This is a genomic window from Micromonospora rhizosphaerae (genome assembly GCF_900091465.1).
In the GTDB taxonomy this organism is placed as follows: Bacteria; Actinomycetota; Actinomycetes; order Mycobacteriales; family Micromonosporaceae; genus Micromonospora; species Micromonospora rhizosphaerae.
The window spans coordinates 6,562,189-6,581,153 of the sequence record NZ_FMHV01000002.1 but is presented as its reverse complement, the minus strand read 5'-3'; the positions used below and the strand labels follow the sequence as shown (position 1 = coordinate 6,581,153).

The 18,965-nt window shown below is 71.9% G+C and carries 19 protein-coding genes; 8 read left to right on the top strand and 11 right to left on the bottom strand.

What is annotated here, in order from left to right:
- The first annotated feature begins 98 nt into the window (after nucleotides 1-98).
- On the top strand, nucleotides 99-602 hold the full coding sequence (locus tag GA0070624_RS30905) for a DUF6328 family protein (RefSeq protein WP_091346791.1): 504 nt from the start codon (nucleotides 99-101) through the stop codon (nucleotides 600-602).
- A 270-nt stretch (nucleotides 603-872) separates the two neighbouring features.
- Nucleotides 873-2,822 (top strand): acyl-CoA dehydrogenase family protein, encoded by a 1,950-nt coding sequence (locus GA0070624_RS30900; protein WP_091350208.1) that lies wholly within the window; start codon nucleotides 873-875, stop codon nucleotides 2,820-2,822.
- Nucleotides 2,823-2,894: 72 nt separating this feature from the next.
- Here the strand turns inward: GA0070624_RS30900 and GA0070624_RS35115 are convergent, their stop codons facing one another.
- The 8 genes from GA0070624_RS35115 to GA0070624_RS30865 are packed head-to-tail and all read right to left on the bottom strand — an operon-like array spanning nucleotide 2,895 to nucleotide 7,341.
- Complete coding sequence (locus GA0070624_RS35115; RefSeq protein WP_176731938.1) at nucleotides 2,895-3,062, bottom strand: hypothetical protein; 168 nt, start codon at nucleotides 3,060-3,062, stop codon at nucleotides 2,895-2,897.
- Nucleotides 3,063-3,071: 9 nt separating this feature from the next.
- A complete protein-coding gene (locus GA0070624_RS30895) occupies nucleotides 3,072-3,677 on the bottom strand; it encodes a hypothetical protein (RefSeq protein ID WP_091346789.1) in 606 nt (201 codons plus the stop codon).
- A 48-nt stretch (nucleotides 3,678-3,725) separates the two neighbouring features.
- Complete coding sequence (locus tag GA0070624_RS30890; protein WP_091346787.1) at nucleotides 3,726-4,112, bottom strand: Fur family transcriptional regulator; 387 nt, start codon at nucleotides 4,110-4,112, stop codon at nucleotides 3,726-3,728.
- The gene (locus GA0070624_RS30885; RefSeq protein ID WP_091346784.1) at nucleotides 4,109-4,408 is read right to left on the bottom strand and encodes an ArsR/SmtB family transcription factor; all 300 of its coding nucleotides are present in this window, start codon (nucleotides 4,406-4,408) and stop codon (nucleotides 4,109-4,111) included. The genes GA0070624_RS30890 and GA0070624_RS30885 overlap by 4 nt, the downstream gene beginning before the upstream one ends.
- A 43-nt stretch (nucleotides 4,409-4,451) precedes the next feature.
- Nucleotides 4,452-5,324: a metal ABC transporter permease gene (locus GA0070624_RS30880; protein ID WP_091346781.1), complete on the bottom strand. Its 873-nt coding sequence runs from the start codon at nucleotides 5,322-5,324 to the stop codon at nucleotides 4,452-4,454.
- Between the two features lie 2 nt (nucleotides 5,325-5,326).
- Nucleotides 5,327-6,088 carry a metal ABC transporter ATP-binding protein gene (locus GA0070624_RS30875; protein WP_091346778.1) on the bottom strand — a complete coding sequence of 254 codons (762 nt, stop codon included), beginning with the start codon at nucleotides 6,086-6,088 and terminating at the stop codon, nucleotides 5,327-5,329.
- Nucleotides 6,085-7,029 (bottom strand): metal ABC transporter substrate-binding protein, encoded by a 945-nt coding sequence (locus tag GA0070624_RS30870; RefSeq protein ID WP_091346776.1) that lies wholly within the window; start codon nucleotides 7,027-7,029, stop codon nucleotides 6,085-6,087. Before GA0070624_RS30870 ends, GA0070624_RS30875 begins: the two co-directional genes overlap by 4 nt.
- A gap of 54 nt (nucleotides 7,030-7,083) precedes the next feature.
- Nucleotides 7,084-7,341 (bottom strand): DUF6703 family protein, encoded by a 258-nt coding sequence (locus GA0070624_RS30865; RefSeq protein WP_091346774.1) that lies wholly within the window; start codon nucleotides 7,339-7,341, stop codon nucleotides 7,084-7,086.
- 27 nt (nucleotides 7,342-7,368) lie between these two features.
- Here GA0070624_RS30865 and GA0070624_RS30860 point away from each other — a divergent pair, with 27 nt between their 5' ends.
- The 3 genes from GA0070624_RS30860 (at nucleotide 7,369) to GA0070624_RS30850 (ending at nucleotide 9,799) form a co-directional block, all read left to right on the top strand.
- Nucleotides 7,369-7,710 (top strand): antibiotic biosynthesis monooxygenase family protein, encoded by a 342-nt coding sequence (locus tag GA0070624_RS30860; protein WP_091346772.1) that lies wholly within the window; start codon nucleotides 7,369-7,371, stop codon nucleotides 7,708-7,710.
- A 62-nt stretch (nucleotides 7,711-7,772) separates the two neighbouring features.
- On the top strand, nucleotides 7,773-8,303 hold the full coding sequence (locus GA0070624_RS30855) for an Rv0361 family membrane protein (RefSeq protein ID WP_091346769.1): 531 nt from the start codon (nucleotides 7,773-7,775) through the stop codon (nucleotides 8,301-8,303).
- A gap of 116 nt (nucleotides 8,304-8,419) precedes the next feature.
- Nucleotides 8,420-9,799: a glycine--tRNA ligase gene (locus tag GA0070624_RS30850; protein ID WP_091346766.1), complete on the top strand. Its 1,380-nt coding sequence runs from the start codon at nucleotides 8,420-8,422 to the stop codon at nucleotides 9,797-9,799.
- Between the two features lie 52 nt (nucleotides 9,800-9,851).
- Here the strand turns inward: GA0070624_RS30850 and GA0070624_RS30845 are convergent, their stop codons facing one another.
- Complete coding sequence (locus GA0070624_RS30845) at nucleotides 9,852-10,826, bottom strand: type IV toxin-antitoxin system AbiEi family antitoxin domain-containing protein (protein ID WP_091346764.1); 975 nt, start codon at nucleotides 10,824-10,826, stop codon at nucleotides 9,852-9,854.
- A gap of 176 nt (nucleotides 10,827-11,002) precedes the next feature.
- On the opposite strand from GA0070624_RS30845, the gene dusB reads away from it, so the two are divergent.
- Nucleotides 11,003-12,175 carry a tRNA dihydrouridine synthase DusB gene (gene dusB / locus GA0070624_RS30840; RefSeq protein ID WP_091346762.1) on the top strand — a complete coding sequence of 391 codons (1,173 nt, stop codon included), beginning with the start codon at nucleotides 11,003-11,005 and terminating at the stop codon, nucleotides 12,173-12,175.
- Nucleotides 12,176-12,254: 79 nt separating this feature from the next.
- Here the strand turns inward: dusB and GA0070624_RS30835 are convergent, their stop codons facing one another.
- Together GA0070624_RS30835 and GA0070624_RS30830 are read right to left on the bottom strand one after the other, a co-directional pair.
- Nucleotides 12,255-12,905 (bottom strand): C39 family peptidase, encoded by a 651-nt coding sequence (locus GA0070624_RS30835; protein WP_091345898.1) that lies wholly within the window; start codon nucleotides 12,903-12,905, stop codon nucleotides 12,255-12,257.
- Nucleotides 12,906-13,582: 677 nt separating this feature from the next.
- Entirely contained in the window at nucleotides 13,583-15,442 is a 1,860-nt protein-coding gene (locus GA0070624_RS30830; protein ID WP_425413527.1) for a beta-N-acetylhexosaminidase, read from the bottom strand.
- A gap of 312 nt (nucleotides 15,443-15,754) precedes the next feature.
- Between GA0070624_RS30830 and ppdK the strand changes: the two genes are divergently transcribed.
- The gene (gene ppdK / locus GA0070624_RS30825; protein WP_091346760.1) at nucleotides 15,755-18,463 is read left to right on the top strand and encodes a pyruvate, phosphate dikinase; all 2,709 of its coding nucleotides are present in this window, start codon (nucleotides 15,755-15,757) and stop codon (nucleotides 18,461-18,463) included.
- 145 nt (nucleotides 18,464-18,608) lie between these two features.
- Complete coding sequence (locus GA0070624_RS30820) at nucleotides 18,609-18,962, top strand: VOC family protein (protein ID WP_091346757.1); 354 nt, start codon at nucleotides 18,609-18,611, stop codon at nucleotides 18,960-18,962.
- Nucleotides 18,963-18,965: the final 3 nt, after the last annotated feature.

The following is an 18,965-nucleotide window of genomic DNA, read 5'->3' as shown; positions in this document are numbered from 1 at the left end:
GGGATCATGAGCCGGTTTCGCCGCAACGCCGACGGGGCAATGGCGTTGCTGCCGGCGGGTGCACCCCGCCGGCAGTACCGTCTTCCCGGAGGTTGCGCGTGTCCAAGGAAACCGAGAAGCAGCGCTGGCAGCGGAACTTCGCCGATCTGCTGCAGGAGCTGCGGGTCGCGCAGACCGGCGTGCAGATCCTCTTCGCCTTCCTGCTCACCCTGCCGTTCAGCAACGGTTTCACCCGGGCGTCCGGCTTCCAGAAGGACGTCTACATCATCTCGCTGTTGTCGGCCGCGGCGGCCACCGCGATGATCATCTCGCCGGTGGCCTTTCACCGGGCGCTGTTCCGGCAGGGCCGCAAGCCGGAGCTGGTCCGCTTCGCCCACCGGATGGCCACCGGCGGCCTCGCCTTCATGCTGATCTCGATGGTCAGCGCAGTCCTGCTGATCACCGACTTCGTGCTCAGCCGGCCGATCGCCCTGCTGCTCACCGCGATCACCGCGGTCTGGTTCCTCGCCTTCTGGATGATCCTGCCGTTCGTGCGGCGGAACTGGGGCGAGGACGACATCGACGACGAGGACGACGACCCGCCGGTGCTCCCCGGCGACTGACCGTCTCCCGAGCAGGCACGACGTCCCGCGAAATCCGACGTGCGCGAAACGCTACCGCCGGGTAACACCCGGGGGTAGCGTGATTTCTGTCGAGCACGTTGAGCAGCCGGACCGAGGTTCGAGGGGGCAGCCGTGACCACGACACAGAACAGTCGACCCGACGAAGCGGGCGCAGCCGGAGCGGGCGGTCCCACCGGCCGGGTCGCCCCGATCGACGACCCCCACACCGGTCCCGCGGCGGGGGACGAGGCGGTCGAGACCGCCACCGCGATCGACGAGGCGGGTGGCGCGGCACCGCTGCCGTACGAGGCGGGCCAGGTCTCCGAAAAGGAGGCCCGCCAGGTCGCCGAGGCCGCCCGCGAGTCGGCCTGGGACCGTCCCAGCTTCGGCAAGGAGCTCTTCCTCGGCCGGTTCCGGCTCGACCTGATCAACCCCTGGCCCCGCTCGGACCCGGCGGAGGCGGCCCGCGCCGAGGAGTTCCTCCGCGAGCTGGGGGCGTACGCGGACTCCGAGGTGGACGGCGCGGCGATCGAGCGGGACGCGTACATCCCGGACGAGGTGTTCCACGGGCTGGCCCGGCTGGGCGCCTTCGGCATGAAGATCGACCGCAAGTACGGCGGGCTCGGGCTGAGCAACCTGCACTACTGCCGGGCGCTGATGCGGGTCGGCTCGGCCAACCCGGCCATCGGCGCGTTGCTCTCGGCCCACCAGTCGATCGGTGTGCCGCAGCCACTGAAGATGTTCGGCACGCCCGAGCAGAAGCAGCGGTTCCTGCCCCGGCTCGCCGCCGGCGAGGTCTCCGCGTTCCTGCTCACCGAGCCGGACGTCGGCTCCGACCCGGCCCGGTTGGCCACCACCGCCGAGCCCACCGCGGACGGCAGCGGTTACCGGCTCAACGGGGTGAAGCTCTGGGCCACCAACGGCACGGTCGCCACCCTGCTGGTGGTGATGGCCCGGGTGCCGGCGGCCGAGGGGCGGCGCGGTGGGATCACCGCCTTCGTGGTCGAGGGCGACAGCGAGGGCATCACGGTGGAGCGCCGCAACGCCTTCGTCGGTCTGCGCGGTCTGGAGAACAGCCTCACCCGGTTCCACGACGTCTTCGTGCCGAAGGAGAACATCATCGGTGGCGAGGGCAAGGGGTTGAAGATCGCCCTGACCACGCTGAACACCGGGCGGCTCTCGCTGCCGGCGATGTGCGTGGGCGCGGGCAAGTGGTCGTTGAACGTGGCCCGGGAGTGGGCCGCCGACCGGGTCCAGTGGGGCCGGCCGGTCGGCGCGCACGAGGCGGTCGCCAAGAAGCTCGCCTTCATCGCCGCCACCACGTACGGCATGGAGAGCATGCTGGACCTCTGCTGCCTGCTGGCCGACGACGACCGCAACGACATCCGGATCGAGGCGGCGCTGGTCAAGCTCTACGCCAGCGAGATGGCCTGGAAGATCGCCGACGAGCTGATCCAGATCCGCGGTGGCCGCGGCTACGAGACCGCCGAGTCCCTCGCCGCCCGGGGCGAGCGCGCGGCCGGGGCCGAGCAGTTGCTGCGCGACCTGCGGATCAACCGGATCTTCGAGGGTTCCACCGAGATCATGCACCTGCTGATCGCCCGGGAGGCGGTCGACGCGCACCTCTCGGTGGCCGGCGACATCATCGACCCGGACGCCGGTCTGGGCCGCAAGGCGAAGGCGGGCGCGCGGGCCGGCCTCTTCTACGCGAAGTGGCTGCCCACCCTCGCCGTCGGCCGGGGCCAGGCCCCCGGTGCGTACGCCGAGTTCGGCCCGCTCGCCGGCCACCTGCGGCACGTCGAGCGCACCTCCCGCAAGCTGGCCCGATCGACGTTCTACGCGATGTCTCGGTGGCAGGGGAAGATGGAACGCAAGCAGGCCTTCCTCGGCCGGGTGGTAGACATCGGCGCGGAGCTGTTCGCGATGTCGGCGGTATGCGTCCGGGCGGCCGCCGAGCGGGACAGCCACCCGGAGAACGTCGAGCTGGCCGACCTGTTCTGCCGGCAGGCCCGGCTCCGCGTCGAGGAGCTGTTCACCGGGCTCTGGTCCAACACCGACTCGCTCGACGTGGCGGCGGCGAAGCGGATCCTCGCCGGCCGGTACGTCGCCTTGGAGGAGGGGGTGACCACCCCACCCGCGGACGCCCCCTGGGTGGCCCGCTGGCAGCCCGGCCCCTCCGCGGCGCAGGACGTCCGCCGCCGGATCCCTCCCCGTTCGTGAAGAGGCTTGTGGCATGTCGCGGTTTCCGGTCGCCCGGACACCGCGACATGCCGCATCCCGCGCGGGCGAGCCTCAGCGGGCGATGGCCCAGGCCAGCACCGCGGCCAGGATGAGCCCGTTGAGCGCGGCCAGCACCAGGTACGCCGCCGGCGGGATCCGGCGACCCTTGCGCACGAAGCTGACCAGGACGCCCGCGTACGCCAGCAGCAGCACCGCGATGACGATCAGGAAGTAGAGCACCGGCACACCTTAACGGCCGCCACGCAGGCCGAGTCGGCGCAACTCCAGGGCGGCGAGCGCGTCGACGGTGGCGTCGTCGCCGCGCCGCCAGGCCTCGGCCACGTCGGGCGCGATCCGGGTCAGCTTTCCCAGCGGTTGACCGGCGAGCGCCCGCAGCGCCAGCAGATCGCGGCCGGCGGGCGCGGTGGCCAGCGCCTTCGCCGCGCCGGCCCGGCGCATCCAGTGCAGCCGCAGCGGCAGCCAGCCGAAGAGCACCAGGCCGAGCGGGAAGACCAGCACCGCGATGCTCAGCGCGAGGGCGAGTTGGCCGACGAGTTCCTGCTGGTCGCGGCCCGCCTCGGCGACCGCCCGGGCGGCGTCCGCGGCCTTGGTGAAGGGCCCGGTCAGCTCGTCGCCGACCAGCGGCACCCGGCCGACCTTGCCGCCGGCGTCGGCCAGGTTGTCGGCGAGACCACCGCCGGCCCCCTCCAGCTTCTGTCCGGGTACGGCGAGTTTCTGGATCAGGTCGTGCAGCCAGAGCGCGAAGCGGATCGCCGCGTAGACCCAGACGACCACGAGCACATCGGTGAGGAGCTGACGGACGGCGGTCGGAAAACGGTCAGCGTAGATCTTCACGCGGGACAGCGTGCCACGCTCCGGCCGCCCTGGCACGGTGGAGATTTCTCAGCCGGCGCAGGCCGGGCAGGTGCCGAAGATCTCCAGGGTGTGGCTGACCTCGGCGTACCCATGCTGGGCGGCGACCCGCTCCGCCCAGCTCTCCACCGCCGGCCCGGCCACCTCCACGGTGCGCCCGCAGGCCCGGCAGACCAGGTGGTGGTGGTGCCCCTCGCTGCACCGCCGGTAGAGGTGCTCGGCGCCGGGCGGGCGCATCACGTCGATCTCGCCGGCGTCGGCCAGCCCCTGCAGCGTCCGGTAGACGGTGGTCAGGCCGACGCGCTCGCCCCGCTGCCGCAGCATGGCGTGCAGGTCCTGCGCGCTGTGGAAGCCCTCCATCTCGGCCAGCAGCGCGCTGACCGCCGTCCGCTGCCGGGTGTTCCGGAGCTCGCTCATGACCCCTCCCCGGCATGGCTGACGGCGTCCGCCACGATGTGCGCGACGTGCTCGTCCACGAGGACGTACGCGATCTCGCGACCGCGCCGGGAGCCGCGCACCACGCCCGCACCGCGCAGCACCCGCAGGTGTTGGGAGACCAGCGGCTGCGGGGCGCCGAGCTTCTCCACCAGCTCGTGCACGCATCGTTCACCCTGCGCCAGCTCGCTCACGATCGCCAGCCGGATGGGCGCCGACAGCGCACGCAGCAGCTCGCCGGCGCCCTCGAAGGCGTCGTACCCGTTCGTGCCGGTCACCCCGTAACGGTAACCAATGCCAGGAGAGCCGGCCGGTGCGGCCTCACCGGAGCACCACCTCGTGCTCGTGCGGCTCGTCGGCGGGCGCGGCGGCCGGGCCGGTGCGCCGGCGCAGCGCCCGCCAGCCCGCCGCGGCGAGCGCGACGACCAGGAACGAGGCGATGGCCAGCAGCACCACCGAGGCGCCCGGGGCGGTGTCCGCGGTGGCGGCCACCCAGATGCCCGCGCCGGCGGCGAAGAGCCCGAGCGTCATCGCGGCCGCCATGGTGCTGCGGAAGCCGCGGGTGATCTGCTGCGCGGTGGCCACCGGCACCACCATCAGCGCGCTGATCAGCAGCACGCCGACGGCCCGCATGGCGATGGTGACGGTGACCGCGGTGGTCACCGCGAGCAGCAGGTTGAGCGCTCGGACCGGCAGGCCGGAGACCCGGGCGTACTCCTCGTCGTGGCAGACCGCGAAGAGCGCCGGGCGCAGCGCCAGCATGGTGACCAGGATCGCCACGCCGAGCACCAGGATGGTGGTCAGGTCGGCCGGTGAGGTGGTGGTGAGCGACCCGAAGAGGTACGAGTTGAGCGAGGCGTTGCTGGCGTCGGAGAGGCCGACGAGCATCACGCCGCCGGCGATACCGCCGTAGAAGAGCAGCGCCAGGGCCAGGTCGCCGGAGGTGCGGCCGCGGGAGCGGAGCAGCTCGATGGTGATCGCCCCGAGCGTCGCCGCGATCACCGCCACCAGGACTGGGGAGCGGTTGAGCAGCAGCCCGGCGCCGACCCCGGTGAGCGCCACGTGCCCGATGCCGTCACCGATCAGCGCCAGCCGCCGCTGCACCAGGTAGATCCCGAGGGCCGGCGCGGCCAGCCCGATGACCAGCGCGCCGACCAGGGCGCGCAGCATGAAGTCGTACTGGAAGAGGTCCATGCTCAACTGCTCCACAGCCCGGCGGGCTCCTCGGGACCGTGCGGATGCACGTGGTCGTGGTCGGGCTCCGCGTGGTGGCCGGCGGGCTCCGGCACCGCGCCGTCGTGACAGATCCCACCCTCGTGTACGACGACCGCCCGGCTGATCAGCGGCCGCAGCGGCCCGAGTTCGTGGGCGACCAGCAGCACCGTCCCGCCGTCGTTCAGGAACCCGCGCAGTGCCCCGGCGAACGCCTCCTGGCTGACCGCGTCGACCCCGGCGGTCGGCTCGTCGAGCACCAGCAGTTCCGGCTCGCCGGCCAGCGCCCGGGCGATCAGGGTGCGCTGCTGCTGGCCGCCGGAGAGGGTGGCGACCGGGTCGCCGGCCCGGTCGGCCAGCCCGACCGCGCGCAGCGCCGTGGCGACGGCCGCCCGGTCGGCGCGCCCCGGCGGGCGCAGCACGCCCCGGCGGGCCAGCCGGCCGGAGGCGACCACCTCGCCCACCGTGGCCGGTACGCCGCTGCCGGCACCCAGCCGCTGCGGGACGTACCCGACCCGCCGCCACTGCCGGAACCGGCGCTGCGGGGTGCCGAAGACGGTGATCGACCCGGCGCTGATTGGGACCAGCCCGAGCACCGCGCGGATCAGGGTGGACTTGCCGGAGCCGTTGGCGCCGAGCACGGCGACCACCTCGCCGGCGGTGACGGTCAGCGAGACGTCCCGCAGCACGGTGCGGCCGTCGTAGCCGACCGTCGCGTGCGCGACCTGGATCACGGGTTCACTCATGAGCAGTCCAACGCGGTTCGCAGGGTCTGGAGATCGGCGCGCATCGCCGACAGGTAGTCACCCGCGGCCGGCGCGCCCTCGATCGGATCGAGCACCGCGGTCTTCGCCCCGACCTCGCGGGCGATGGTCTCGGCGACCTTCGGGCTGACCAGCGTCTCGAAGAAGATGGTGGTGGCCCCGTGCTCCCGGGCCTCCTTCGCCACCTCGGCGAGTCGCTGCGGGGATGGCTCGGCCTCGGGGGTGAGGCCGGTGATGCCGACCTGCTCGAGCCGGTAGCGCGCGGCCAGGTAGCCGAAGGCGGTGTGGCTGGTCACCATCTCCCGGCGCTGGCAGGTCTGCAGGCCCTGCGCGTACTCGGTGTCCAGCTTCTCCAGGTCGGCGCGGAGGGCCCTGGCCCGGGCGGTGAAGTCGGCGGCCCGGTCCGGATCGGCCTTGCCGAGCCGCTCGGCGAGCCGGTCGCCGATGGTCGCCAGCCGGGTCGGGTCGAGCCAGACGTGCGGGTCCTTGCCGCCGGTCGGCTCCTCCTCGTGTCCGGCCTCGCCGCCCTCGTGCTGGTGGCCGGCGGCCGCCGCGTCGAGCAGCGGCTGCACGCTGGCCACGTCGAACGCCCGGTCGCCGGCGTTCTGGTCGACCGCGTCGTCCACGGCCGGCTGGAAGCCCTTCAGGTAGACGATCAGTTCCGCCTCGCTGACCTGGCCGACCTGGCCCGGGTTGAGTTCCAGGTCGTGCGGCTCGGCGCCGGGCTTGGCCAGGTTGGTCACCTTCACCGCGTCGCCGCCGATTCGCTCGGCGAGGAACTGCAGCGGGTAGAAGGCGGCCACCACGTCGACGCGCTTCGGGTCGGCGCCGGTCGACCCGTCGGCGGAGCAGCCGGCTACCCCGCCGAGGGTCAGCAGAGCGACGACGGCGGCCAGGGCGCGCGGAGTGGAGCGAACGGTCATGACAACCACTGTCCGCGATAACGAAATTAATTGTCAAAAACGCATGATTGCATGTCAGAGGAGCTTGGCCAGGGCGACCGTGACCAGCAGCATCAGGATCAGCAGCCGGATCACCCGGGTCGCCGGTGCCTGCACCGGCCAGGTCCTGGCCAGCAGCCAGAACAGCGCCGCGGCGAGCGCCAGCAGGAGCACGCCGCCCACCCGGCCCGGGTCGAAGAGCGCCACCAGCACCAGGACCAGCGTGGCCAGGAAGACCGCCGTCGGATTGACCCGGGCCAGGCGGGCCAGCAGAGGGCTTTGCGTACGCTCCATTCCACAGACTCTACGAGGAGGACGCCGTTGCTGGTCACCAACCGGTTCGTCGTGAACACCGAAGGAGCGGACGCCTTCACCGGGCGGGCCCACGCCGCCCTCGCGGCGCTCGCCGCCCGCCCCGGTTACCTGCGCGGCGAGCTGCTGCGGGCGCTGGACGACCCGACGCACTGGTGCCTGGTCACCGAGTGGGAGTCGGTCGGGGCGTACCGGCGGGCGCTGGGCGGGTTCGACGTCAAGATCGCCGCGGTGCCGTTGCTCGCCGAGTCGGTCGACGAGCCGTCGGCGTACGAGACGCTGGCCAGCGCCGCGCCGGACGGTGAGATCGTCGTCGTCGCCAGTGACCGAGCCGCTGCTCCTTACCGCTGAGCCCTGGGCACTACCCTCTCCCTATGACCGCTCCCGGACCGGCAGCCCCGCCCCCTCACCCCATGCTGCCCGGCTCCGACGGCGCGCCGCCGGTCCCGGGGTCGCCGTCCGAGCCGGGCGTCCCCGGGCCGCCGGCCGGCCCTGGGGTGGCCCCGCCGTTCGCCGCGCCGCCGACCGAGGGCCGTCGCGCCCGGCTCTGGCTCGGGCTCGGCGTCGGCGCGCTCGCGGTGCTGCTCTGCTGCGGCGGGGGCGGGGCGGCGATCGTCGGGCTGGCGGTGACCAATGCCCAGGCGATCGACGAGCAGGGGCGGGCGGTGACCGACGACTACTACCAGGCGTTGGTGGAGAAGGACTGGTCCCGGGCGTACGACAAGCTCTGCGACGACGTGCAGCGGCAGGAATCCCGGCCGGAGTTCGAGCAGCGGGTGGCCAGCGAGCCGCAGATCTCCGGCTACCGGGTGGGTCGGGTGGACACCCAGACCCTCACCGTGCCCGTCGACGTGACCCTCACCGGGGGCGGGCGGGAGACCCAGCAGGTGACCCTGAAGTCGGACCAGCAGACGGGCGGCATGGAGGTCTGCGGGGTGAGCTGACCCGCCCCCGGTATTCTGCTGGGCTCGGGACTCCGATAGCCGTACCGTTGTCCCGAAACTGACCGTTCCCACCCACATCGCGCCCCCGCCGACCGCCAGCCGGCGTAGGAGGAAACATGCCAGCCGACCGCATCGACGCCATCGTCAACCTCGCCAAGCGGCGGGGCTTCGTCTTCCCCTCGAGTGAGATCTACGGGGGCACCCGGTCGGCGTGGGACTACGGTCCGCTCGGCGTGGAGCTCAAGGAGAACGTCCGCCGGCAGTGGTGGAAGACCATGGTCCAGCAGCGCGACGACGTGGTCGGCCTGGACTCCGCGGTCATCCTGGCCCCCCAGGTCTGGGAGGCCTCCGGCCACCTCGCCGAGTTCGTCGACCCGCTGACCGAGTGCCAGTTCTGCCACAAGCGGTTCCGGGCGGACCACCTCGAGGAGGCGTTCGAGGCCAAGCAGGGCCGTCCGCCAACCTCGCTGTCCGAGCTGACCTGCCCCAACTGCGGCAATAAGGGCACCTTCACCGAGCCGCGGATGTTCAACGGCCTGATGAAGACCTACCTGGGCCCGGTGGAGAGCGACGAGGGCCTGCACTACCTGCGCCCGGAGACCGCCCAGGGCATCTTCGTCAACTACAAGAACGTGGAGACCGTCGCCCGGAAGAAGCCGCCGTTCGGCATCGCGCAGACCGGCAAGTCGTTCCGCAACGAGATCACCCCGGGCAACTTCATCTTCCGCACCCGCGAGTTCGAGCAGATGGAGATGGAGTTCTTCGTCGAGCCGGGCACCGACGAGGAGTGGCACGAGTACTGGCTGCGGGAGCGCTGGAACTGGTACCTGGACCTCGGCCTGTCGGAGCAGAACCTGCGCTTCTACGAGCACCCCAAGGAGAAGCTCTCCCACTACTCCAAGCGCACGGTCGACATCGAGTACCGGTTCCAGTTCGGCGGCACCGAGTTCGCCGAGCTGGAGGGCATCGCCAACCGGACCGACTTCGACCTGTCCACGCACAGCAAGCACTCCGGCGTCGACCTGTCGTACTTCGACCAGGGCAAGGGCGAGCGCTGGGTCCCGTACGTGATCGAGCCGGCCGCCGGCCTGACCCGCGCGGTGCTCGCCTTCCTGCTCGAGGCGTACGACGAGGACGAGGCCCCGAACACCAAGGGCGGCGTGGACAAGCGGACGGTCATGCGCTTCGACCCCCGGCTGGCCCCGGTCAAGGTGGCGGTGCTGCCGCTGTCCCGTAACGAGGCGCTCTCGCCCAAGGCGCGGGGCCTCGCCGCGGACCTGCGCAAGCGCTGGGTGGTCGAGTTCGACGACTCGCAGGCGATCGGTCGCCGCTACCGGCGGCAGGACGAGATCGGCACGCCGTTCTGCGTGACGGTGGACTTCGACACCCTGGACGACAACGCGGTGACCGTGCGGAACCGGGACACCATGGCCCAGGAACGCATCTCGCTGGACCAGGTCGAGCGCTACCTGATCGAGCGCCTGCCCGGCTGCTGAGCTGTAAGCAGGGGCCCCTTCTTAACGCTTTTGGTAGAGAAGGGGCCCCTTCTTAACACCCTGGTCCGCCCTTCGAGCTGGGCCGTGCGTTCACTTTCACAATGGCGGCGAGTCCGCGCCGCGACGCGTACGCGTCCTCCACTGTTCGTCGTACCCGTGTCGGCTCGCGACGGATCTGGGCTGGGGTGAAGTGCAGGATCAGCACGCCGAGCCGGCTCAACTCGTTGTGCCGGTCCAACGTGCGCGCCCAGTCGCCCGGGCTGAAGTGGTAGTCCTGCGAGTCCACCTCCAGGGCCACCGCCGCCTCCGCCAGGTAGCCGTCCGGCGTGGGAAGCGTGCGGCCGTCCGCGGTCAGCAAGCGGGGATTCCAGAGGACCTCCGGCAGCAGCGGGCTGTCGGAAAGGCATTCCCGCAGCTCCGCTTCGGGTGCGGAGCGGGTGCCCGCGACGACCTCGGAGAATGCCTTCCGGATCAGAGCTGTCCGGCTCCGCCTGGCACGGCGGATCTCCTTGTCGAGGGCGCTGAGGTCGGTAAAGCTGCGCTGGACGGCCTCGGCCACGATGGCGCGCACCGGACGCAGGTGGCGTAGGTCACGGGCGGCGTCAACGACCGCGCGGGCGGGTGAGCAGACGGGGTAGAGGCCTGTCCGCCGGGCCTTCGCGTCCAGCGCCAGCGCCCGCGCGATCACCGCATGCCCGGATGACTTCCGGCGCGTGTGATGCGGCACGATCAGCTGTACGTCGTCCGTCCGTGGGCTGTACCGGAAGCCGTACCAGGACAATGCTGCCAGACCGGTCACCTGGGCGTCGGCGCCCGCGTAGAGGGCCGCGGAGATCCGTCGCTGCTCATCGGTCAGGGTGCCGGTGAACAGGGCGTACGTCGCCGGTAGCACGCGTTGCCAGAGCCCGCGGCGGGTCTGCCGGTACAGGAACATGTCGTCGAAGCCGGCGGCGAGCAGTTGGGCCCGGGTGACAATCTGCTGCTGGCGATCCGCCGCCTCTTCCAACTCGGGCGAGTAGTCGACCATGCCCGCAGACTGGTCCCCCGAACCCGGCACGTCCTGCCCCAGGCTCGCGTCTGTGGACCGCCCGCTGCCCTGTGGAGACCCCTCGTCGCCCGGGCAACTGTGATATGCGCCGTGTTAACAAGGGGCCCCTGCTCTGCAGGAGGCGTTAAGAGGGGGCCCCTCCTTACACTTGTCCGGTGACCGCCCCCACCCTTCCCCAGCTGCGCCCGTTGACCCTCGGACGGCACCAAGTGTGGCCGCCGGTGGTGCTCGCGCCGATGGCCGGCATCACCAACGTCGGCTTCCGCCGGCTCTGCCGGGAGCAGGGCGGCGGCATCTACGTCTGCGAGATGATCACGACGCAGGCGCTGGTCGAGCGGAACCCGAAGACCCGGCGCATGATCGCCTTCGGCGAGGACGAGCAGCCCCGCAGCCTCCAGCTCTACGGCACCGACCCCGAGATCACCGCCGCCGCCGTGCGGATCGTGGTGGAGCAGGACCTCGCCGACCACATCGACCTCAACTTCGGCTGCCCGGTGCCCAAGGTCACCCGGCGCGGCGGCGGCTCGGCGCTGCCGTGGCGGCGCCGGCTCTTCGCCCGGCTGGTCAAGGCCGCGGTGGACGCCGCGTCGCCCGCCGGGGTGCCGGTCACCGTCAAGATGCGCAAGGGCATCGACGACGACCACCTGACGTACGTCGAGGCGGGCCTCGCCGCGCAGGACGCCGGCGTGGCGGCGGTCGCCCTGCACGGGCGTACGGCCGCGCAGCGCTACTCGGGCACCGCCGACTGGGACGCCATCGCCACCCTCAAGCAGGCCCTCGACGTGCCGGTGCTGGGCAACGGCGACATCTGGGAGGCCGACGACGCGCTGCGGATGGTCGCGCACACCGGCGTGGACGGCGTGGTGATCGGGCGGGGCTGCCTGGGCCGGCCGTGGCTCTTCGCCGACCTGGAGGCCGCGTTCAACGGCCGGCCGGAGCGCCGGCTGCCCAACCTCGGCGAGGTCGCGGCGACCATGCGCCGGCACGCCGAGCTGCTGGTCGACCAGTTCGTGGCGGGCGCGCGCAACCCCGCGCAGGGTGAGCGGGACGGCTGCACCGACTTCCGCAAGCACGTCGCCTGGTACCTCAAGGGCTTCCCGGTCGGCAGCGAGCTGCGCAGCTCCCTCGCGATGATCGACAGCCTGGCCAAGCTCGACGACCTGCTCGGCAAGCTCGACGCGGACGAGCCGTTCCCGGTGCAGATCCTCAGCCAGCCGCGCGGCCGGACCAACTCCCCGGGCAAGGTCTACCTGCCCGACGGCTGGTTGAAGAGCCGGGACGACGACACCGTGCCGGCCGGCGCCGAGCTGGACGACTCCGGCGGCTGACGGACTGCCCGGCCTCGGCGAGGTCCGGAGACGACGAAGGGCCGGCCCCGGGTGGGGTCGGCCCTTCGGTGTTGGTGTGTCAGGCGGCGTAGCCGCGGGTGGCGATCCAGTCGGCCAGGTTGTCCACGCTCATCCGGTAGGAGGCCTGGTTCGGGTCGGCTGAGTCGGCGATCGTCACGGTGTGGCCGTCGTCGTGGTAGCCGACGACGCTGATGTAGTGTCCGCCCTCGAAGGAGTGGGTGTTGCCGTCGGTGTCGGTGGCGGTGCCGGCGATGTTGGCCACGACGGCGCGGCCGTCGTCGATGGTGCGGACGAGGTCGGTGCGCAGCTTGTCGGTCTGCTTGTCGTCGGCCTTGTTGTCGCGGATTTCGGTGCTGCGGTAGGCGTTCTTGCCGGTTTCCTTGTTCAGCACCGGGGTGATGTCGTTGATGGAGTTGGTGCCGGCTTCGGTGGTGCCCATCTCCTTGGCCATGGCGTCGACGTTGATGTCCTTGCCCTGCACGCTCAGGGCGTTGCGGGTGGCGGCGGGGCCGCAGTAGTAGAAGTTCGGCTGGGCCTGGTAGCGGACGTTGAGTTCGCGTTCGCCGCTGGTCTTGCGGTCGGTCTGGACCTGCGCGGCCTTCTCGGCCGGGGTGGCCTGGGCGGCGACGGCGGGGGCGGCGATGGCGCCGCCGGTGACGGTGAGGCCGGCAGCGGTCAGGGCAGCCTTGCGGATCAGGTTGGTACGCATGGTGATCGAGGCCTTTCGTTCGGGGGTGCACGGCGACGCGCGCGGGGGTGCGGCGCGCCGCGATGAAAAAGGGGGGGTGAGAAGGGGCCCTGCGGCCGGGGGCCTGCTCGGGTGTCCCGGGGGTGTAACCGTCCGGGCCGGCCGCACATTCCGCGGCCCGTGCTCAGACGTCCCGGGGAGCCCCCGTGCGGTCGCACATTCGGCGCCGGGGAGACCCGTGTCGGCGCGGGGGCGCCGCGGGTACGCCATGTTCAACGACCCGGGGGTGGCCGTCATTCCACCTGCGGGGTGGCCGCGACCACGGATCATCCGACCGCAAACCGGACACCCCGCGCACCCGGCGGGCAACCGACCCGGGCTGAGCGCCCACCGACCCGTCCGAATGTGCAGGATCCGCGCAGTTGAAAGAGTGCCCTCGGCGTGTTGAGGCCGCTTGCCCCGTGGGCACCCCCATTCCTCCCTTTGCTCTGCTGCACCATCGGCAACAGTTACGGAAAGTCAGTGTTGCCTATGGTGCAGCAGAGCAAAGCGGCCGTGACGGGGTGTCGGGGGTCGCGTCGGCGATCGGAAGGGCGCGCTGGTCAGCGGCGTCGGCAGCGCCGGGACCGCGGCGACGTTGGCGGCGTCGACGGGAGCCGGTCACTCCGGGTGCGACATCGGCCGCGGCGGCGGGAAAATCACGCTCCGTCAGTGACTGCCGCGGACTCCGGCGTCTCGGCGCTGTCGGGGCGGGACTGGGCGGGGATTTGTGGCGTCGACTCGGCCGCCGGCCGGCTCGGCGCGGCCGGCTCCGCCGGCCAGGGCACCTCCGGGGCGTGGTGGAAGGCGATGCCGGCGGTGGCCCAGCGCGGTCCGTGGCCGGCCAGCCGGTCACGGAACCCGGCCCAGTCGTGGGTCGCCCGGGGCGACCAGGCCAGCTCGGCGATTGCGGGCAGCCGGGGCAGCAGCATGAACTCGATCTCGGCGAGCGAGGTGACCGACTCGGTCCAGAGCGGCGCCTCGACGCCGAGCAGCGCATCGGCCGGCACGTCGACCAGGTGGCTGCCCGGGTCCCAGTCGTACGCCGTCCGCAGGTCGATCAGCCCGGCCCAGTCGTGCCCGATCGGGGTGTCCGGGGCGTACTTCATGTCGAGGTAGGCGTGGTTGCCCGGGGAGAGGATCACCCGCGCGCCCCGGCGTACCGCCTCGGCGACGACCGGGTCGTCACCCTTGGTGCCCCACCACTGGAGCACCCGGCCGTCGGCATGCCCGACCGGAGCGATCTGGTGCCAGCCGACCACGGTCTTCCCGGTGTCGGCGACGAGCCGTTGCACCCGCTCGACGAACCGGGCGTACGCCTCCGGCCGCACCTTGAACGCCTCGTCGCCGCCGATGTGCAGCCACGGGCCGGGGGTGAGGGCGGCCACCTCGCCGAGCACGTCGGCCACGAAGTCGTAACTCCGCTCGTCGGCCGGGTCGACGTAGCTGAAGCCGACCTCGGTGCCGGTGTACGGCGGCGGCGCGACCTTGTCCGGCGCGAGTTCCGGGTACGCGGTCAGCGCCGCGTTGGTGTGCCCGGGCAGGTCGATCTCGGGCACGATCGTGACGTGCCGGCGGGCCGCGTAGCGGACGATCCGCCGGTAGTCGGCGGCGGTGTAGCAGCCGCCAGGACCGCCGCCCACCTCGGTCGCCCCGCCGACGGCGGCCAGCCGCGGCCAGGAGTCGACGGCGATCCGCCAGCCCTGGTCGTCGGTGAGGTGCAGGTGCAGGTGGTTGAGCTTGTACCGGGCGAGGTGGTCGATCACCCGCAGCACGTCGGGGACGCCGAAGAAGTGCCGGGCCACGTCGAGCATCGCACCCCGGTACCCGAACCGCGGCCGGTCGACGATGGTGCCGCCGGGCACCACCCAGCGCTCGGCGACCGGATCCGGGCTCTCGATCGCGGCCGGCAGCAGTTGCCGCAGCGTCTGCACCCCGTGGAACAGGCCAGCCGGCGTCCCGGCGCTGATCCGGACGCCGTCGGCGGTCACCGCCAGCCGGTAACCCTCCGCTCCGAGCGCGTCGACAGGGCCGGGGGTGGCGGTCGCGTACGTGGCGGTGCCGACGGGAGCGGGCGGGGCGCCCGCCCGCGTGCCGGGGTCCAGCGGAGCAGCCGGAGCGGCCGCCAGGGTCAGGGTCAGTGCGTCCTCCGAGGTGGCCTCGGCCGCCTCGGTGACCGGCAGCGGGAAGCCGGTGGCCGGGCGCAGCAGTTCGGCGAGCTGCTCGGCCACGTCCCGCGCGGCCGGCTCCGGGCTGACTCGGACGACCGCCTCGGCGGGAAGCACGAAGTCCGCCGCCGGGTCGGGCTCGACCCGTTCCGGTGCGGGCACCACGTCGCCCAGCCGGACCGGGGCGGGCGGGGCGAGCAGGTCGCCGGCCGCCCGCTCGGCGGCCCGGGCGAGTTCGGCGGCCGCCGGCTCGCGCGCGGGGATCGGGTCGGGGGTGCGGGCAGGCCCGGCGACCCCGTGGTCGATCGGCTCCCGGCCGGCGTCCGGGGTGGCGGAGGAGGTGGAGGACACGGCAACGGCTCCGGGTGTATCTGCGACGGATATGGCAAAGGTGAGGTTCGGCAGAACGAGCGCTGTCCAGGGTACGGCGGGCGGCGGAATTGCGTGATCCTGCGCGTGGAAGCGTTCCCAAAAACTGGTACGGACGCAGATAGTGGTGATGGTTGTGCCGATTGTCACCGAACGGTCCCAGGCCACTCGATGTTCGCTTAACCTTCGCCCACCGATCGCTGATGACGCCGGGATTACCGGCGGTCAGCCCCGGGGTATGAGGCAACTGAACCTTCGTTAAGTGTCAATTCCCGGCGCGCGTGGGAGGCTCTGGTGGCAGCGCAAGAGACGGTCGATCACAAGTACGTCTACGACTTCAACGAGGGCAACAAGGACCTCAAGGACCTGCTCGGCGGCAAGGGGGCCAACCTCGCCGAGATGACGAATCTCGGCCTCCCGGTCCCGCCCGGCTTCACCATCACCACCGAGGCGTGCAAGGAGTATCTCGCCACCGGTCAGGAGCCGGAGGGGCTGGCCGCCCAGATCGAGGCGCACCTGGAGTCACTGGAGCGGGGCATGGGCCGCAAGCTCGGCGACCCGGACGACCCGCTGCTGGTATCGGTTCGCTCGGGCGCCAAGTTCTCCATGCCCGGCATGATGGATACGGTTCTCAACGTCGGCCTCAACGACCGCAGCGTGGCGGGGCTCAGCAGGCAGGCCGGCGGCAACGACCGGTTCGCCTGGGACTCCTACCGGCGGCTGGTCCAGATGTTCGGCAAGACCGTGTGCGACGTGCCGGGCGAGGAGTTCGAGCACGCCCTCGACGACGCCAAGCGCGCCAAGGGCACCACCAACGACCTGGACCTTGACGCGGACGACATGCGCGGCCTGGTCGACACGTTCAAGAAGATCTTCAGCAAGCACACCGGCCGGGAGTTCCCGCAGGAGCCGCGGGAGCAGCTCGACCTGGCCATCCGCGCGGTCTTCGAGTCGTGGAACGCGGAGCGCGCGGTGGTCTACCGCCGGCAGGAGCGGATCCCGGCCGACCTCGGCACCGCGGTCAACGTGGTGGCGATGGTCTTCGGCAACCTCGGCCCCGACTCCGGCACCGGCGTCGCCTTCACCCGCGACCCGGCCAGCGGATCGCAGGGCATCTACGGCGACTACCTGGCCAACGCCCAGGGCGAGGACGTGGTGGCCGGCATCCGCAACACCGTGCCGTTGCAGGAGCTGGAGCGGCTGGACAAGAAGTCGTACGACGAGCTGCTCGGGTACATGGCCCGGCTGGAGGAGCACTACAAGGACCTCTGCGACATCGAGTTCACCATCGAGCGCGGCAAGCTCTGGATGCTGCAGACCCGGGTTGGCAAGCGCACCGCCGCGGCCGCCTTCGTCATCGCCGGACAGCTGGTCGACGAGGGCCTCATCGACGTGGACGAGGCGCTGCACCGGGTCAACGGTGCCCAGCTCGCCCAGCTGATGTTCCCCCGGTTCCGGCTCGACCACGAGTTCCAGCCGGTGGCCAAGGGCATCGCCGCCTCGCCCGGCGCGGCCGTCGGCAAGGTGGTCTTCGACGCCGGGCGCGCCGTCGAGTTGGCCAACCAGGGCGAGCAGGTGATCCTGGTCCGTCGGGAGACCAACCCGGACGACCTGCCCGGCATGGTCGCCGCCCAGGGCATCCTCACCTCCCGCGGCGGCAAGACGAGCCACGCCGCGGTGGTGGCCCGGGGCATGGGCAAGACCTGTGTCTGCGGCGCCCACGAGCTCGACGTCGACGTGCAGCAGCGGAAGTTCACCGTGGGCGGGCAGACCGTCAACGAGGGCGACGTCGTCTCGATCGACGGCACCTCCGGCAACATCTACCTGGGCGAGGTGCCGGTCATGCCGTCCGAGGTGGTGCAGTACTTCGAGGGCACCCTCGACCCGGCGCAGGCCGACGACGTACTGGTCAAGGCCGTGCACCGGATCATGTCGCACGCCGACGCCACGCGGCGGCTGGCGGTGCGGGCGAACGCCGACACGGGCGACGACGCGGCGCGGGCCCGGCGGTTCGGCGCCCAGGGCATCGGGCTCTGCCGGACCGAGCACATGTTCCTCGGTGACCGCCGGGAGCTGGTCGAGCGGCTGATCCTGGCCGGCACCGAGGAGGAGCAAGAGGCCGCGCTCGCCGCGCTGCTGCCGTCGCAGCGCGGGGACTTCAAGGAGATCTTCCGGGAGATGGACGGGCTGCCGGTCACCGTCCGGCTGATCGACCCGCCGCTGCACGAGTTCCTGCCCCCGCTCGAGCAGCTCGCGGTGAAGGTCGCAATCGCCCAGGAGCGCGGCGAGGACGCCGCCAAGGAGGAGGCGCTGCTGGCCGCGGTCCGCCGGATGCACGAGCAGAACCCGATGCTGGGCCTGCGCGGAGTTCGTCTCGGCCTGGTCATCCCCGGCCTCTTCGCGATGCAGGTGCGGGCGATCGTCGAGGCCGCTGTGGAGTGCGCCAGGAACGGCGTCGTCGCCAAGCCCGAGATCATGGTGCCGCTGGTCGGGGCGGTCCAGGAGCTGGAGACGGTACGCGCCGAGGCGGAGAAGATCATCGCGGAGGTGGTCGGCGACAGCGGGGTCGAGGTGCTGATCGGCACGATGATCGAGGTGCCCCGGGCGGCGGTCACCGCCGGGCAGATCGCCGAGGCGGCGCAGTTCTTCTCCTTCGGCACCAACGATCTGACCCAGATGGGCTGGGGCTTCTCCCGCGACGACGTCGAGCAGGCGTTCTTCAACCGTTACCTGCAACTGGGCATCTTCGGCGTCTCGCCGTTCGAGTCGATCGACGCGGAGGGCATCGGCCGGCTGGTCCGGATCGCCGCGGAGGAGGGTCGGGCGGCCCGGCCCGAGCTGAAGCTCGGCATCTGCGGCGAGCACGGCGGTGACCCGGACTCGGTGCACTTCTTCCACGAGGTGGGCCTGGACTACGTCTCCTGCTCCCCCTTCCGCATTCCAGTGGCCCGGCTGGAGGCCGGCCGCGCCGCGGTGGAGACCGACGGCTCCGACTCCCGCTGACCACGTCGGCCACGGGGCCGTCGGCGCGATCGCCGGCGGCCCCGTGCCGCGTCCCGCCCGAAGAGGTGTCGGCGGGTGCGCCGATTTTCGCCCCCCGGCGTAACCTGGGCACGCTCGTTCAGGATCCGCAGGGAAGGGTGGCCGCATGACCAGCGTCTGGGAGAACCTGACCGTCGACGCCCAGGACCCGTCGCGGCTCGCCCGCTGGTGGGCGGAGGCGCTCGGCTACCAGGTGGTCAGCGAGAAGCCGGACGAGGTGGAGATCCGGCGGGCGTCCGACCAGCTCCCCGGCATCGTCTTCGTCCCGGTCACCCACCCTAAGGGGGCCAAGAACCGACTGCACATCGACCTGCGCCCGACCGATCAGGAGGCCGAGGTCGAGCGGCTGGTCGACATGGGCGCCCGGCACGTGGACGTGGGCCAGGGCGACGAGGTGGGGTGGACGGTGCTGGCCGACCCGGAGGGCAACGAGTTCTGCGTGCTGCGGCCGCGGGGATAGCGG